12 protein-coding genes are annotated in these 17158 nt (G+C 59.0%); 9 read left to right on the top strand and 3 right to left on the bottom strand.

The annotated features are described in order from the left end of the window. Positions 1-3 precede the first annotated feature (3 nt). Positions 4-732 (top strand): ProQ/FinO family protein, encoded by a 729-nt coding sequence (locus tag KUF54_RS12330; protein ID WP_219343109.1) that lies wholly within the window; start codon positions 4-6, stop codon positions 730-732. Between the two features lie 54 nt (positions 733-786). Here the strand turns inward: KUF54_RS12330 and KUF54_RS12325 are convergent, their stop codons facing one another. Both KUF54_RS12325 and lplT read right to left on the bottom strand, forming a co-directional pair. Continuing rightward, positions 787-1671 carry a DMT family transporter gene (locus KUF54_RS12325; RefSeq protein ID WP_219343108.1) on the bottom strand — a complete coding sequence of 295 codons (885 nt, stop codon included), beginning with the start codon at positions 1669-1671 and terminating at the stop codon, positions 787-789. 79 nt (positions 1672-1750) lie between these two features. Beyond that, positions 1751-3052, bottom strand: coding sequence for a lysophospholipid transporter LplT (gene lplT, locus KUF54_RS12320; RefSeq protein WP_219343107.1), 1302 nt, complete (start codon positions 3050-3052; stop codon positions 1751-1753). Between the two features lie 131 nt (positions 3053-3183). Here lplT and alr point away from each other — a divergent pair, with 131 nt between their 5' ends. Then, entirely contained in the window at positions 3184-4290 is a 1107-nt protein-coding gene (gene alr / locus KUF54_RS12315) for an alanine racemase (RefSeq protein ID WP_219343106.1), read from the top strand. A gap of 206 nt (positions 4291-4496) precedes the next feature. Here the strand turns inward: alr and recQ are convergent, their stop codons facing one another. Beyond that, a complete protein-coding gene (recQ, locus tag KUF54_RS12310) occupies positions 4497-6407 on the bottom strand; it encodes a DNA helicase RecQ (RefSeq protein WP_219343105.1) in 1911 nt (636 codons plus the stop codon). 283 nt (positions 6408-6690) lie between these two features. Between recQ and KUF54_RS12305 the strand changes: the two genes are divergently transcribed. The 7 genes from KUF54_RS12305 (at position 6691) to KUF54_RS12275 (ending at position 17152) form a co-directional block, all read left to right on the top strand. After that, positions 6691-8079 carry an FAD-binding oxidoreductase gene (locus KUF54_RS12305; protein WP_219343104.1) on the top strand — a complete coding sequence of 463 codons (1389 nt, stop codon included), beginning with the start codon at positions 6691-6693 and terminating at the stop codon, positions 8077-8079. After that, on the top strand, positions 8079-8903 hold the full coding sequence (hutG, locus tag KUF54_RS12300; protein ID WP_219343103.1) for an N-formylglutamate deformylase: 825 nt from the start codon (positions 8079-8081) through the stop codon (positions 8901-8903). The genes KUF54_RS12305 and hutG overlap by 1 nt, the downstream gene beginning before the upstream one ends. Before the next feature lie 17 nt (positions 8904-8920). Continuing rightward, positions 8921-9574 (top strand): DNA oxidative demethylase AlkB, encoded by a 654-nt coding sequence (gene alkB, locus KUF54_RS12295; RefSeq protein ID WP_219343102.1) that lies wholly within the window; start codon positions 8921-8923, stop codon positions 9572-9574. A 100-nt stretch (positions 9575-9674) separates the two neighbouring features. Next, positions 9675-10751, top strand: a complete 1077-nt coding sequence (locus KUF54_RS12290) for a homocysteine S-methyltransferase family protein (RefSeq protein ID WP_219343101.1) — start codon at positions 9675-9677, stop codon at positions 10749-10751. 140 nt (positions 10752-10891) lie between these two features. Beyond that, entirely contained in the window at positions 10892-12121 is a 1230-nt protein-coding gene (locus KUF54_RS12285; RefSeq protein ID WP_255576078.1) for a Fe-S oxidoreductase, read from the top strand. A gap of 453 nt (positions 12122-12574) precedes the next feature. Beyond that, positions 12575-15604 carry a M66 family metalloprotease gene (locus KUF54_RS12280; protein WP_219343100.1) on the top strand — a complete coding sequence of 1010 codons (3030 nt, stop codon included), beginning with the start codon at positions 12575-12577 and terminating at the stop codon, positions 15602-15604. A 315-nt stretch (positions 15605-15919) separates the two neighbouring features. Beyond that, positions 15920-17152 (top strand): ammonium transporter, encoded by a 1233-nt coding sequence (locus KUF54_RS12275; RefSeq protein WP_219343099.1) that lies wholly within the window; start codon positions 15920-15922, stop codon positions 17150-17152. Positions 17153-17158: the final 6 nt, after the last annotated feature.

Below are 17158 nucleotides of genomic sequence, written 5' to 3'. Positions count from 1 at the left end.
GCCATGACTGAAATCGTGTCTGAACCACAAGCCCCACAGGCAACCCCCCAAAATTCTCAGCAGGACCAGCAAGCTGGTTCGCGCTCGCGCCGCGGTGGCCAAAGCCGTCAGCCTCAACAGGCTGGCCAGCAAGCCCCACGCCCGCTCAACCCTTTGCTAGAGCAATTAGCCCAGTGGCACCCAGCCCTGTTTGGCGAGCAGCTCGTGCCCTTCAAGCGCGGCATTTTTGAAGACCTTCAAGCCGCTCACCCCGAGCTGGAAAAAGAAGCGCTCAAGACCGCCCTGCAGCAGCACACCCGCTCCGGGCGCTATTTGGCAGCCATGGCTAGCGGCCAGCAGCGCCATGACCTAGACGGCCAACCTGTGGAAGCGACTTTGCCCGAGCATGTGCACCACGCGCTGATCGAAGTCTTTCGCCGCCGCCAACAGCGCACGCCTGAAGACCTGACACCGAAGCTGCGCAACCGCATCGTCATCGCCTATGAAGCCTCTGGCCTCACCCGCGAAGAATATGCCGAGCGCGTGCAAAGCCGTGACGAAAAGACCAATGCTCTGGTTGCCGAGGCACTGGCGGAAGCCGATGCCCGCGCCGCCAAGGATGAAGCGCTGCTGCGCTCCTTCGAGCTCAGCGGTCAGTCGTCGGAGCAGGAATTTGCCGAGATGTACGGCATGAACCCCCGCTACGTCGCTCAGCAGCTCGAACGCGCCCGCCGCCGCCAGCCCGCCGCGTAAACAGCCTTCGGCTCATCGCAAAAGCGACCTTGCCCTGTTATGGGCCAGGTCGCTTTATTTTTGGCGAGCCCGGCCCAGCGCCGCAAGCAAGGCTGCAGCCATGATGAGTGCGCCGCCAGCTAACGTGCGCATGGATAGTGCTTCATGGGCAATGAGCACCGCAGAAACGCTGGCAAAGACCACCTCGCTCAACATCACGATGGAGGTAATGCTCGAAGGCAGATGCGCCGCGCCAAACTGCAGCGCCCAGTTACCCAGCACCAGCAATACCGCCATGCCTAGCGCCACCATCAGCCAATTGGCGTCAAAGGCCGGAAAGTTCGGCACTCCCCCCATGCAACTGGTCACAAGTGCCACCGCCAAGCCCATACTCATGCAACCCGCAAACATGGCCAGCATGCGAGCCTGCGTTGGAATGCTTTGAAAGCGGCGCAGCAGCACATTGGTCAGCGCAAACATAAAGCCGCCAAACACGGCCAGCGCATCAGCCAAGGACAGACCGGCAAACAAGCCGGTCAATGATGCATCAGCCGGCAACAGCACCAGTATCACGCCGCCAAATGCCAGCAACAGGCGCAGCAAGGCCGTAGATGTGGGGCGCTCGCCCAGCAGCTTCCAAGCCAGTAGCACCGCCCACGCAGGCATGAGATAAAACAGCAAGATGACGCGCACCACGTCGCCCACGGTAACGGCCCAGTTGAAGGCCACGTTGTTCATGCCAGAGCTGGCGGCCAGCAAGATCAGCACAGGGTATTGCCAAGCCATCTTGAGCGCTTGAGGGCGCAGCGCAACAAGGCCTATCAACACCAGCGCATACATAAAGGCAGTAGCCCACAGCGGGTGCAGACCCGCGTCGTGCATTAGCCGAAACGGCCACCATGACAGCCCCCAAATGAAAGCATTGATCAGCAAGGCAAAGATGGGAAGTGGACTATGCATAAAAAATGCTTCTAGTGCTTATCAATCAAGCACTAGAAGCTATCAATTTTGAACTTAGGCAGCCACAGTGCTGCGAATTTCAGTGGTGATCGTTGCGGGCAATTCCCAGCAATTTTTCCACTTCGGCAGGGTGCTTTTTGCAGTTACTCCAGTGCCAATAACCGATCAGCATCATGGTGCCCGCCACAATCAGGCCAAACACCGTAATGGCGCCAAAAGCCGACATGCCCATCTTGGTCGACAAGCTGTAAAGCCCACCCATGGCCAAAATAGCCAGTTGCTCATTGAAGTTTTGCACCGCAATCGAGCGACCCGAACCCATGAGGTTGTGTCCGCGGTGCTGCAGCAGTGCGTTCATGGGCACCACCAAAAAGCCGCCCAGTCCACCCAGCAAGATTAGGAAAGGCACCGCTACCCAGAGGTGGTCGATAAAGATCATGCCCACCACGAGTACGCCCATGAGCACCCCCATGGGGATCACGCGTGTGGCGTTATCTAAGCGCATGCGCATCGATGCGAGCACCGCACCCACGGCCGTACCAATAGCCACCACACCCACCAGCGCTGAGGCTTGGGTGGTGCTGTAACCCAAGGCCACACCGCCCCACGCCAACACGATGTAACGCAAATTGCCTGAAGCACCCCAGAACAGCGTGGTTGTGGAAAGCGAAATCTGGCCCAGCTTATCGCTCCACAGACGCTTGTTGCAGCGCCAGAAGTCTGGCAACAGGCTTAGCAAGTTGCCAAACAGGCTTTTGCTCGGGTCTTCACGCAGCGGGCGCAGCGCTGTGCCTGTCAGCGGAATATGCAGATTGAACCAAGCGGCAATCACATAAAACACGATCAGCACCGCAATTGCCGCTTCGGCAGGGGTGTCCACACCGGTGTCGAAATACGGGAAATCCAGCGCCAGCAGATGTTGAGAGATGAAAGGCCCAACCAACTGGCCGCCCACAAGCACGCCCAAGATGATGGAGGTGATAGTCAGCCCCTCAATCCAGCCATTGGCCTTGACCAACTGGGACGAGGGCAGCAGCTCCGTCAAGATGCCGTACTTGGCCGGCGAATAAGCCGCCGCACCCAACCCGATTACCGCATAAGCAATCAAAGGGTGATGGCCAAAGAGCATCATCAAACAGCCAACAACCTTGATGCCGTTGCTGATGAGCATGACCCGGCCCTTGGGCATGGCGTCGGCGAATGCGCCCACAAAAGGTGCCAGAACCACATAGAACAGAGCGAACATAGGCACCAAGGCAGCACGCTGCCATTCAGGGGCACCATTGGCGCGCAACAGCTCAACAGCGGTCACAAACAAGGCGTTGTCTGCCAGCGAGCTGAAAAACTGCGCTGACATGATGGTGTAGAAACCGCGCTTCATGAATTAGCTGTAAATGGCATCGGCTGAGCCGACGTCAATTAAATAAGACCCAGTGGCAAGTGACTGGCGGTTATATCACGCAGGCTTAGGCTAGCAGTGCCAGAATCCCAAAGATCTGATTGAGAAAAGCCATGCCCCGTCCCATTATTGCCACCATTCACCCTGAAGCCGTTCGCCACAATCTGGCAAAAGTGCAGCAAGCCGTACCCGATGCCAAGTTGTGGGCCGTGATCAAAGCCAACGCTTATGGTCACGGTATTGAAAACGTATTTGAGGGCCTGAGAGCGACAGACGGCTTTGCCATGCTGGACCTTGATGAAGCCCAGCGCGTGCGCAATCTGGGCTGGCGAGGCCCTATTTTGCTACTTGAAGGCGTCTTCGAGCTGCGTGATCTGGAAATTTGCTCGCGCCTTGGTCTGTGGCACGCAGTTCACTGCGACGAGCAAATCGACTGGCTGGCCGCGCACAAAACGCAAATTGGCCACCGCGTATTCCTCAAAATGAACAGCGGTATGAACCGGCTGGGCTTTACGCCCGAGCGTTTTCGTGCGGCCTATGCCCGCCTCAATGCGCTCACACAGGTTGAAGAAATTTCCTTCATGACCCACTTCAGTGATGCGGATGTAGCGCATGGCATAGACCACCAGCTCAAAACGTTCCATGAAGTCACGCTGGACCTGCCTGGCGAGCGCAGCATCAGCAACAGCGCCGCAACCTTGCTGCACGGCGCTGAAAGCGATGTGCGCTGCGACTGGGTGCGCCCCGGCATCGTTCTGTACGGCAGCTCGCCCGACTTCCCTGCCCACGATGCAGCGCACTGGGGGCTGGAGCCCACCATGACGCTGTCCTCAAAAATCATAGCTACGCAAGATCTGGCTGTGGGCGACACCGTGGGCTACGGCTCAAACTTTGAATGCAAAGAGCCGCTGCGCTTGGGCGTCGTGGCCTGCGGTTATGCAGATGGCTACCCGCGCGTGTGCCCCACAGGAACGCCCGTGCTGGTCGAGGGTGTGCGCACCCGCACGCTGGGCCGCGTCAGCATGGACATGATGGCCGTAGACCTGACGCCCATCCCCCAAGCCAAGGTTGGCAGTGAAGTCACGCTATGGGGCCGAGCCCGCAATGGCGCAGTGCTGCCCATTGATGAGGTGGCTGCCGCCGCAGGCACGCTGAGCTATGAGCTGATGTGCGCTGTAGCCCCCCGCGTGCCCAAGGTGGTGGAAGGCGCGGGCAAATAAGCCCTTAGGCGTGCTTAGATATGCGCTTCAAGCTGCATTCAGAACCACTCTTAGATCGGCCGTTAACGAGAGTTGCGGCCCTTTAGAGCGGCTAACACAACTCAGCAAATCGAAGATTTGCGATTGAGACGAGGCGCGAAGCCGCAGGCAGTACAAGCGTACGACAAGGCGAAGCAACGACGTATCAAGGGTTGTGTTAGCGGCTCTTAGCCTAGCGCCACCACGCGCAGCACCTCGTAGCCATAAGCATCCAGCTTTTTGGTGCCCATGCCGCTCACCCCTTGTAGCGCCTGCAGCGACTGGGGGTTGAGCTCGGCAATGGCTGCCAGCGTGGCATCGTGGAAGATCACATAAGCGGGCAGATTGTGCGACTTGGCAACCTCGGCGCGCCATGCTTTGAGGTTGATGAAGCGCACTTGCGCATCCGGCCCCAAATTGATGGCTGCGGCATTTGCGGCGGACTTCTTGCTCGGCTTTTTACTGCGCGATGCGGCAACGGCTTCGCGCAGCTGTACCTGCACTTCGCCCTTGAGTACGGCACGCGAGCCGGGGGCCAGGCACAGCGTGTCAAACACATGGCCGCTGTTCTCGCTCACCACCTTGTGCAGACCCAACGCACCTGTGGCGAGCAGCTGACGCATCACGGCGCGCAACTGGGGTTCTGTGTAGTCTTTGCCAATACCAAAGGTAGAGATTTTCTCGTGGCCAAGCTGCGCCACTTTGTCCGTTTCTTTGCCACGCAGCACATCCATGATGTGGCCTGCGCCATACGTCAGGTTGCTGGCCTCATGCACGCGAAAGATGGTGGACAGCAGCTTGCGCGCCGCGTCCGTGCCATCCCAAAGGGCTGGCGGCTCCAAGCAGTTGTCGCAGTTGCCGCAGTGGGTGCGGCCCACGGACTGCAGCGGCTTGCCATCCAGATTAGGTTCTTGCCCATAGTCCTCGCCAAAATAGGCCAGCAGGCGTATACGGCGGCAGTCAGTGGCCTCGGCCAGGCCCAGCAGCGCATCGAGCTTGCCGCGCATGACTTGCTTGAACTGCTCTTCAGCGGGGCTCTCGTCAATCATGCGGCGCTGGTTGACGACGTCGGAGAGGCCATAGGCCATCCATGCATCTGCTGGCAAGCCGTCGCGGCCTGCGCGGCCGGTTTCTTGGTAGTAGCCTTCGATGTTCTTGGGCATGTCCACATGGGCCACAAAGCGCACATCGGGCTTGTTGATGCCCATGCCAAAGGCGATGGTGGCACACATCACCACGCCTTCTTCCCGCAAAAAGCGATCTTGATTGTTTTGCCGCGTTTCTTGCGGCAGACCTGCGTGATAGGGCAGCGCGTTGATGCCACTTTGTGCCAGCGTCTGCGCCAGCTCTTCTACGCGCTTGCGCGACTGGCAATAGACCACGCCTGCCTCGCCCTCGTGCTCGCGCTCGATAAAGCGCAGCAGTTGGTTGGTAACGTCTTTTTTCTCGGCAATCTTGTAGCGAATATTGGGGCGGTCAAAGCTGCTGATGAAGTGCTGCGCCTCTTCCAGCTGCAAGCGCTCAATGATGTCGGCACGCGTTAACGCATCCGCCGTGGCTGTCAGCGCAATGCGCGGCACGCTGGCAAAGCGCTGGTGCAGTACCGTCAGAGCCCGATATTCGGGGCGGAAGTCGTGGCCCCACTGGCTTACGCAATGCGCCTCATCAATCGCAAAAAGCGACAGCTTGCCCTGCGCCAGCAGGTCGTCCAGCAAGCCCAAAAAGCGCGGCGTATTCAAACGCTCGGGCGCTACGTAAAGCAAAGTGATGTCGCCGCTTTGCAGGCGCAGTTCAACCTCTTGCGTTTCGTCGTAGCTGAGGGTTGAGTTCAAAAAGGCGGCGCTGATGCCTGCCTCGTGCAGCGCACCGACTTGATCGTGCATTAGCGCAATCAGCGGCGACACCACAATCGTCACCCCATGGCCCAACTCTTGGCGCGCAATGGCGGGAACCTGATAGCACAGCGACTTGCCGCCGCCCGTGGGCATGAGCACCAGTGCATCGCCGCCGTTGATGACATGCGAGACGATGGCCTGCTGCGGGCCACGGAATTGCTCGTAGCCAAAAACGGCTTGCAGAATGGAATGTGCGGAAGACACCGATTACTCTTGAATTTATAGCTATAAGTGCTTGTAGAACATGGACTATCAGCCCATTTACTTCATAAAACAAGCAGCAAAAATATGCGCTTTTGCGCCCCGCTATTGTGCGCCCCGCGCCTGTGAGCCGCACAAACCGGGTTATGAGCTATCCAGTGAAGGCAGGAGGAACCCGCTGCGAAGCAGTTTCGGCACGCGTCTACCGCGCACAATCAAGGGATCTCTCCGTGTGGATCATGAGCTGCCGAAAAAAGGCACAGCACGGGGGCGCAAAAGGTTGCTGATGTCTCAAGAACAATTTCTCAATGAACTGATTTCCACTCTGGGCGCTGATGTGGTGCTGCGCGGCGCCGATGCGCCCGAGCGCTACCACACGGATTGGAGCGGCACGCCGCCCCAATTGCCACTGGCCTTGATTCGCCCCCGCACGACCGAGGAAGTCAGCGCGGCACTACGCCTGTGTTCAGCCCACAAAGTGGGCGTGGTGCCGCTAGGCGGCATGACCGGGCTGGCTGGCGCTGCCACGCCCACACAGGGCGCGGTGGCGCTGTCGCTTGACCGCATGAACAGCATTGAAGACATCAACACCCAGACGGGGCTGATGCAGGTGCAGGCTGGGGTGACACTGCAGGCCGTGCAAGAAGCGGCTGTGGCGCAAGGCATGGTGTTTGGCGTGGATTTGGGTGCGCGCGGCAGCTGCCAAATTGGCGGCAATGTATCGACCAACGCCGGCGGCAACGGTGTGCTGCAGCACGGCATGATGCGCGAGCAGGTGCTGGGGCTGGAGGTGGTGCTGGCCGATGGCTCGGTGCTGCCCATGCTGCGCCCCATGATCAAGAACAACACGGGCTACGACCTCAAGCAGCTCTTCATCGGCGCTGAAGGCACGCTTGGCGTGATCACCCGCGTGCTGCTGCGTCTGCGCCCCACTCCAAAAGCCACGGCAACTACCTTGGTCGCCATGCCTGATTTTGATTCGGCTTTGGCCGTTCTCAAACGCATGCAAGCGCACTTTGGCAACAACGTCGCCGCGTATGAGCTGATGTGGGACAGCTTTGTGCAGGCATCGCTCTCTTGGCTCAAGCTGTCGGCCCCGTTTGCCGAACGCCACCCCATGCTGGCGCTGATCAATGTGGATGGCAAAAACGAAGCGCAGCTGCAGACTGAAATTGAGCAAGTGCTGGAAGAAGCCATGGAGGCGGGCGAGGTGCTGGACGCCATCGTCGCCCAGTCTGTGGCGCAGGCCCAGCAGCTGTGGAAGCTGCGCGAAGCCCCGGCCGAGCTCAACAACAATATGCACCCGGCCATCAACTTTGATGTGAGCCTGCCGCAGGCCGACATTGGCCGTTTTGCGGATGCCTGCGAAGCCGCTTTCACCGCGCGCTGGCCGCAAAAGCATTCGCTGTACTTCGGCCATGTGGGTGACGGCAATCTGCATGTCTCTGTCGATGGCGCCACCGTGAACGGCGAATGCGATGCCGTAGAAGCCGAGCTGTACTGCCTGGTGGGCGAGTTCAAGGGCAGTGTCTCTGCCGAGCATGGCATTGGCCTGCACAAAAAACCGTACCTGAACAACAGCCGCAGCCCTGCCGAAATGGCCGCCATGCGCGCCATCAAACTGGCGCTGGACCCGCTGGGATTGATGAACCCGGGCAAGGTGTTTGAGCTGTGATGAGTGAATCCATGCCACCTTTCATCTTTCATCAAGGTCATGCGCCGCTGCTAATTTCCATGCCGCATACCGGCACCCATGTGCCGGGCGACATAGCCGCCAAGCTCACGCCAGAGGGGCGCGAAGTGCATGACACAGACTGGCATATGCCAGCGCTCTATGACTTTGCCAAGGCGCTGGGTGCCTCCATCCTCATCGCCACGCATTCGCGCTATGTGATCGACCTGAACCGCCCGCCAGATGGTGCCAGTCTCTATCCGGGTCAGAGCGTGACGGGGCTATGCCCTGTTGATGGTTTTGATAGCAAGCCTCTGTATGTGAGCAAGGACTTCGAGCCTGATGAGGCAGAAATCGCTCGCCGCCGCGCGCTGTACTGGCAGCCCTACCACGCGCAGCTACGCGCTGAGCTGGACCGTATCAAGCACCAGCATGGCGTGGCCATGCTATGGGATGCGCACAGCATCCGCTCGGTACTGCCGCGTTTTTTTGAAGGCAAGTTGCCTGATATGAACTTGGGCACGGCTGACGGCAAGAGCTGCGATCCTGCTCTGGCCCAGCAACTGCAGGACATTGCGCAGCAAGCACCCAGCCACACCAGCGTTCTCAACGGACGCTTCAAAGGTGGCTACATCACGCGCAACTACGGCCAGCCTGAGCAGTGCTTTCACGCGGTGCAGCTGGAGATGACGCAGTCGAGCTATATGCAAGAGCAGATGCCGTTTGACTACCTGCCAGAGACTGCGGCGCGCATTCAGCCCACCATGCAGCACCTGCTGCAGGCCGTGTTGGCGTTTGCACAGAGCCAGCGCTGCCCTACTAGCTGATCAGCGATGATGGCGCCATGAGCCTGCCGCAGTTCGAGCCCGAAGCCCAGCCGCCCGAAATCATTGACGAGGGCGCTGTGCTGCTGCGCGGCTTTGCAGCGGCGTCAGAGCTGCGCTGGATTGAGGCGGTTCAAGCCTTGCAGGCGCAGGCATCGTTCAGGGTCATGCAGGTTCCCGGTGGCAAGTCCATGTCGGTAGCGATCACCAATGCAGGTGACTGGGGCTGGGTGTCTGATCTGCAGGGCTACCGTTACAGCGCCGTCGATCCTCTGACTGGCAAAGCCTGGCCTGCCATCCCTGCCTTTTTGCATGAACAGGCGGTGGCAGCTGCCGCTGCGGCCGGTTGTTCGGACTTTGCGCCGGATGCTTGCCTGATCAACCGCTACCAGAGCGGTGCCCGAATGGGCCTGCACCGCGATCAGGATGAGGCCGACTTTTCTGCGCCCATCGTTTCCGTCTCACTCGGTTTGCCCTGCACCTTTCTCTGGGGCGGGTTGGCGCGTCAGAACCCCATCAAGCGTTTTGTGCTGACCCATGGCGATGTGGTGGTCTGGGGCGGGCCTTCGCGGCTGGTGTTTCATGGCGTCAGCCCGCTCAAGGATGGCTTGCATCACCTGCTGGGCAGCGAGCGCTGGAACCTGACGTTTCGCATGGCCAAGCGCAGGCTCTGAGCTTCGCTACCCGGCAAGCCTGCCATCTGCATGGGCGCGGACACGCGGGCAATGCCCGGCTGGCCTGCAGACCCCGCCAGCTTTCCTACAATGGCGGTCTATGAGCCAGCTGCACACCACCCCCGCCTACACCCGAGCCCAGGACCTGCCTGCCACGCTTGCCAAGCGCCTTGTCATTCTGGACGGTGCCATGGGCACCATGATTCAGCGTTTCAAGCTGGGCGAGGCCCAGTACCGCGGCCAAGGCTATGCCGGTGCCGATGGTGCGGGCGACCGCTTCACGGACTTCGCCTACGACGTCAAGGGCAACAATGAGCTGTTGTCGATCACTCGCCCCGATGTGATCAGCGACATCCATGAAAAATATTTGGCCGCTGGTGCCGATCTGATCGAGACCAACACCTTTGGTGCGACCACGATTGCGCAGGATGACTATCACATGGCCGATCTGGCCTATGAGATGAACCTGAAAAGCGCCCAGCTGGCCCGCGCGGCTTGCGACAAGTACAGCACGCCCGATCACAAGCGCTATGTGGCCGGCGCTCTGGGCCCCACGCCCAAGACTGCCTCCATCAGCCCCGATGTGAACGACCCTGCGGCGCGAAACGTCACGTTTGAATCGCTGCGCAAAGCCTATCTGGAGCAGACGCTGGCGCTGATCGAAGGCGGCTCGGATGTGATTTTGGTCGAGACGATTTTCGACACCTTGAACGCCAAGGCCGCTTTGTTTGCGGTCGATGAAGCGTTTGAGCAAACCGGCGAGCGCCTGCCCATCATGATCAGCGGCACGGTGACCGATGCTTCGGGCCGTATCCTGAGCGGCCAGACCGTGACCGCCTTCTGGCACAGCGTGCGCCATGCCAATCCGCTGTCCATTGGCCTGAACTGCGCGCTGGGTGCCACGCTGATGCGCCCCTATGTGCAAGAGCTAGCCAAGGCTGCGCCTGATACCTTCATCAGCTGCTACCCCAATGCTGGCCTGCCCAACCCCATGAGCGATACCGGCTTTGACGAAACGCCCGAGATCACCAGCCGCTTGGTGCATGAGTTCGCGGCAGAAGGCTTGGTCAACATCGTGGGCGGCTGCTGCGGCACCACGCCTGACCATATTGGCGCCATTGCCAAGGCCATGGAATCGACTCCAACGCGTCGCCTGTTCTACCCTGCTGAAGCCTGATTTCAGACATCAAACAAGGCTTTCTCGCTTTGTTTGCATAAACGAGCAGCTCATTTTTCAGTAGCAATCATCAGTCGTGTGAACCGCTTGGGCACAATGGCAAGCATCCATCGCGAACGGCTCGGCTTTTGATTGCCTTCATGACTGCGCCCCTCCTACCTCTTGCGGCTAACACCGCTCCAGCCATAACAGCCCCCACAGCGGTCACTCCTGTAGCGGGGCCGACAGCCATCGCCTCTGGGTTTGCTGCAGCGGTACAAGCCGCACCCGCCGCCAATGCAGCTAGCCCCGCTAATTCCGCCAGTACTTCAGGACCTGTCGCAGCCACACCCAGCGTCACCACAGCCCAGTGGTCACCGCAGGCGCTGCAAAATCTGCGATTGCAGGCGTTTGAGCAGCTCATTGCTCAACTGGCCTTGCAAGTGCAAGCCAGGCCCAGCGCAAATCCTGCCAACTGGCCGGCACACGGTTTGCCTGCGGCCACCATGCAATGGCTGCAGCAACTCCTGAGCAACTTGCAGGTTCAAGTTCCGGGCGCTTTACCCACCCTGCAACCTTTGCAATTGCTGGCCGCACAGCCGGGCTCGCCCGCCCTGATGCAAGCATTGGTGAATGCGGCCAATGGCGCATCCACCGGCTCGGGCCTTTCCTCGGCCATGCAAACAGCCGCAGCGCTGTCATCGACTACGGCAGCGGCTTTGCAAACGAGCAACGCTACAGGGCAAATGGCTACGCCCGGTATAGCCGATGAGCGCGCCAGTGCGGGCAAACTGCCAGTACTGCAAAACTGGTGGGTTCAACAAGGCAGCCTTCTCACGCCGCAAGGCGAGCGCGGTTTTTCGATCACGCTACAAGTGCCAAGCCATTGGGCACAGACCATGGGGGCAGCCGTGATCGGCAGCGCCAGCGCTGCACAAAGCACACCGCAAAGTGGCTTTGCCCCCACGTCAACAGGCCTGCGCATGCCGTGGCCTGAAGGCAGCATGCCCCCACCGTCGGGGCCCTTAGCCTTGGTGCTACAGGCACAGGGCGCCCCTGCCAGCCAGCGCACCAGTGCTTTGCTTTGGCTAGATTTGCAAACAGCCCCCCATGCACCCGCCAGCAGCGCCGCACTGCCTGTGACATCGCCGGCACCGGCGCTTGCACAAGAGATGCAGCAAGTGCTGCAAAACAAGGCCGACCCATGGCTGCTCATGTCCGCTGCTCAAGCGGCCAATGCGTTTGCTCTGACGCGTCCACCGCTAGGCGAGCACCGCTCTCATCTATGCACCACCGAGGGCTGCCAATACCAAGGGCGCGCGCCTTGCGCACAGCCGTTTTGCACGGAGATGAATCGCATCTGGGCTAGCACGCGCATGGAGCCGATCTGACTTAAACCGGCAAAGCATGGTGCGCAGGACATTGAATGGCCCGCCCCCAGCCCGGCTGTGGTGAGTTCCACCCCATTGGAGCGCGATATTCGATGGGTCTTGGCGAGTTCTAAAAGCTTGCCCCACCGCTGCCCCCAGTTCGCGCCTTCAACACGCACTTCCCATGTAGTAAGTCTTTCAGCCCAAATGACCGAAAACTCTAACAATGGCTACTGGAAAACCCTTTCCCTAGGTAGTCATGGCAAACCGTCGTTTTGAAAGTAGGAATGATCTGACTCAATATTGAGCAATATCGCCGAGTAAAAAAGGTTTCCGTCAATACACAAGCGTTTGATTCACGCGCATAGAAACAATTTGAATCATCTCTTTCTATGACTTTCCAAAAATAAAATAAAAGTCAATACGTAAAAGCGTATGCATTTTTAGAATTCCGTTTTAGCAATGGAAATGTAAATGCAGCGTTTAAATGCAACAGGCATCGCCATCTTGGGCGCCGCTGTTTTGGTATTGAGTGGTTGCGAAGGTGAACCTTTAGAAAAAGCATCCACAGGTTCGAACAGCAATGGCCCTAGTTTGGTCGCAGCGCCCACGCCCCCAGCGCCTGCATTGGAGGATCCGACAACGCCACCCGATCCGGTAGAAGAAAAAGAACTCGCCCTTCCCGGCAACAGTGCTGGCCCGGATCTACCCGTCACTGGCAGCCCCTCAACCGGTAGCCCTTCGACTACACCCCCTTCCACCGGTAGCCCTTCGACGACCCTGCCCTCCACCGGCAGCCCTTCCACTACCCTCCCCTCCACCGGTAGCCCCTCCATTACCCTTCCCTCTACCGGCAGCCCCGGCTTAGGTAATGTTGTGCTGCCCCCGCCAACTCTGGGCTCCGGCAACGGTAATTCGGGCAGCAAGCCCACCTATCCAGAGTTGACCGACGCCAAATATTCAGCGCCGAATGCCTTGGGCTTTTACGACAAAGATAAGACGGGCCAAGTGCGCGCGGTGCGCAACGATCTGGGCGGCAGCTTGCCCGGCATGGTGCAGTTCGCCCAAAGCCACACGATGGATCCGTCTGGCAATTCCGCCAAGAACATGCCAACGCTCACCACAGAGCGCGAAGCATTGCTGCTGATTACGCCCGATCCTACGCTGCCAGATGTGGAAGCGATGACGGTGTCGGTCTCGGTTAACGGCGTGAGCATGGGAAATCTACCCATGCGCCACCCCAACGAGATTTTCCGCTCCGACTACAACAACAATGACGGTCGCCCCGACTATGTGTACTCGCGCCGCGCATGGTCTGCCGTGCTGCCGTGGAACTGGGTTAAGCCGGGCATGGAGTTGCGCGTAAGCGATTCCAAAAGTCGCTCTGGCACGTTGGCTGCCAAAGCCATTGAGTTCGCAGCTCCTGGTGAATTGGTGGTGCACAGCATTCAATTAGGCATGCTGACCGATCCGCCCAAAAATGACAATGACCACTGGCTGCTGAGCCAGCCGGCCAAAGGTGCAACGGATTACTTCCAAACCATTCCCGCCGCGAAGCTGACTGTGGCCTCATACGAGCCCGTCAAGCTGCCCAAGGTCATGGTGTCCAACGGCACCATTTATGACACCAGCAGCGCAACCGAGGGCAATGTGTATGGCGGTGACATGCGCGGGGACACCGCCAAGTCCACTTTCAGCATCGGCATCAACATGGCCAACTGGGGCGTGACCAGCTCGGACATGCAGTCCCAGCATCAACCTCAGGTCACCCAAAGTGCGGTGGCTCACCACGCAGCGGGCATGTACACCAATGGCCGCCAAAGCCATGGCTTGAGCGGCGGCGGTGCCATCTTGACGCTCTACGCCACCAAGGGCAACGAGTTCAGCCATGAGATCGGCCACCATTACGGACTGGGTCACTTCCCCGGTCAGAGCGGTGACAACTACTTCTGGGCCGGTCACCACCATGACAGTGGTTGGGGCTTCATCGGCTACCGCAAGCGCATGCGAGCCAATCTGCACTGGAGCCGAGTCAAGACAGGGGGCATGGGAGGCATGCCCGTGTTTGAGGACACCTACAGCTTTGGCACCGATGCCATGGCGGGCGGTCACTACTCCAGCTCGCTGTCCAACTACACCCACTACACCGGCTACAGCACGAAAAACAAGATTCAGCCCAGTCTGGACAAGCCGGTGCCTAGCGCTACCTCCCCTTCGGGTTACCTGAAGTGGAATGCCACAACACAAGTGATGGAGCCGTTCACGCCCACGATCCCCAACCAAAACTTGGTTTGGTACAACAGCCCTAACGGCAAGTTCTTGGCTCCGCGCTTGCATGGTGTGCCCGTCATCACTTTGCTGGGGGGCTACGACCCGCAAACGAACAAGGCCATCTTGTACCCGGCCGCACGTAGCAACTGGGGCAACGTCTTTACGCTACCCACTACGGCGGCCAACACCACTGAGCCGCGCCAATGCTGGTTGGATGTGAGCTTTGCCAACCAGCCCGTGCAACGCATTGCAGTGGCGGGCAAGCGAATGGGCGGCACACGCCCAAACAAGCTGCACGTGAATTTGGCGCAAAGCGAGAACCCCACACAGGCCACACTCAGCTGCCAAACCGCCGCAGCAGCGCCCGAGGTGCTGTATACGCTGGATATCCCCCAGAACCTGCCCCCTATGGCACCAGCCGTGGTGGTAGGCAAGGAGGCTGGCTACAGCGCCATTCGCAAGGTAGAGTTGCCTGAGCTGCAAACCGCTTTGTTGTCACTGGCCAGCAAAAGCGTGCTGACACTCAGCCCCAACCAGCAACTGCTGCTCGATAGTCACTCAGACCATGCCGCAGATCTGAGCTCAGCAGCGCGCACACAGTTGAGCCGCTACACCACGCAGCAAAGCAGCGTACAGCGCTTGAACAACTGGATCGGCACCTACGCCACCCAGCTAGAGCAGAACACTGAAGGTGCGCAAGCAGCTTTGCTGACTTTGATTCAGAAGGTGGGGATGGAAACCAAGCCTCTGATTCCGGCCGCTCAGTCTTTGAAGATGTCTAACGGCAATTGCTTGCAAAAGACCGAAACGGGTATCCGTGTAGCAGCCAAAAGCCTATGTACTGGCGCTATCAACGAGCAATGGATTCTGGACAGCCGCGGCAGTATCCGTAGCCGTGCGGACTTGAGCCAGTGCCTGACGGATCAAGGTGGCTCCAACGACATCAAGCTCTCCAGCTGCAACATCCGCAGTGACGCCCAAGTCTGGGACACCAGCGACAACAAGAGCATCAAGCGCGGTGGTCGTTGCATGGACTTGCACAGTGGTTACCTGACCAACAATGTGGGGCGTTTGATCACTTATAACTGCACCAATGGTGCCAATCAGCAATGGTCTGGCCTGGTTCAGGGCAGCAGCATGGTGATGACACTGCTGGACAGCAGCAAGGTACGTTATCTGGAGCCTTTGCTGAAGTTGCAAACCAGCACCGGCGTACAGACCCAAACCCACTAAGGCACGAAGGCCACGCATCATTGCGTGGCTGCCGTAACCGCAAAGCCGCAGCACCTCAGGGTGGCTGCGGCTTTTTTGTGTGTGGGTGACTTTGCTAGCCGTCACCAAGGCCTGTTGAGGTTGACTCGCACTCGCGAAGAATGCGGCCCTAGAAACATCAGATTTGATAGCTATTAATGCTTATGGATAGGTGGCCTGAAGTCGGAATTGCATTAACCGTGACGAAAATCTCTCAAAAAAACCGCTCACCACACCTGCGACTGGCATAGAACCTGCTTGCTCCCTTAGCAAAACAAACACACAGGGAGAAAATGCATGGAATTGGTGCCATTAACTGCCATAGACAAGGCAGATACCGCGTGGGTGATGATGTCAGCAGCGCTGGTGCTACTGATGAGCTTGCCGGGGGTTGCGCTGTTTTATGCAGGAATGGTGCGGCGCAAGAATGTGGTGAACACGCTGGCCGCCGTCTTTGCCGTGGCTTGCATTGTCACGCTGACCTGGTTTGGCATCGGCTACTCATTGGCCTTTACGGCCGACTCTCCTTGGCTGGGTAATCTCAGCCGCGCTTGGTTTGCCTCTTTGCATATTGACGTTAAACGCAATGTGCTCTCCGTCAGTCACCTCGCCCCACACTTGCCTGAGGCCGCTTATGCCTTGTTTCAAGCGGCGTTCGCCATCATCACCACATCAGTGATTGTGGGTGCCGTGGTGGAGCGCATGAGCTTTGCGGCCCTGCTGCTATTTGCTGCGCTGTGGAGCGTGCTGGTCTATGCACCCATTGCTCACTGGGTATGGGAAAGCGGTGGCTGGTTGAACCAATTGGGTGCACTGGACTTTGCAGGTGGCGCTGTGGTGCATGTGAATGCCGGCGTGGCAGCGCTGGTCTGCGCTTTTATGCTGGGGCGCAGGCGCGGCTATGGCCAAGAGGCATTTGAGCCCAATAGCTTGGGCTGGACAGCCATGGGCACAGCCCTGTTGCTGTTTGGTTGGTTTGGCTTCAATGCAGGCTCGGCCTTGTCGGCAGATGGGCGTGCGGCACTGGCTTTTGTCGTTACGTTAGTGGCAGCCGCTGCAGGCGGGCTGTCATGGTTGTTAGTCGAGTGGTTGATGCGCGGTGCGCCCACCTTGCTGGGCATGCTCTCCGGCATGGTGGGGGGTTTGGTAGCAATTACTCCGGCAGCCGGGTTTGTGCAGGTGGGCAGTGCGGGGTGGATTGGTTTGATTGCCGGCGCTGTCTGCTTTTGGGGTGCAACCTGGCTTAAGCGCCGTTTGGGTGCCGATGACTCACTGGACGTATTTGGCGTTCATGGCGTAGGCGGCATCGTGGGTTCGATCTTGACGGCTATTTTTGCGGACCCTCTGATTGCAGGCACTGGAGCCACCGTTCTCAATCAACTGATTGCCGTGCTGGCTATTGCGGCTTACAGCGCTGCAGGCACAGCCTTGATCTTGCTACTGATTGGTGTGTTGATGCCGCTGCGGGTGGAAAAAGCGCAGGAAATGGAAGGACTGGACATCAGCTTGCACATGGAGCGTCAGCACTAAGAACTG

Origin of the sequence: Comamonas sp. Y33R10-2, from assembly GCF_019355935.1 — a bacterium.
In the GTDB taxonomy this organism is placed as follows: Bacteria; Pseudomonadota; Gammaproteobacteria; order Burkholderiales; family Burkholderiaceae_C; genus Comamonas.
Note: the sequence above shows the minus strand (reverse complement) of the source record. Positions and strands in the feature narration are given on the sequence as shown.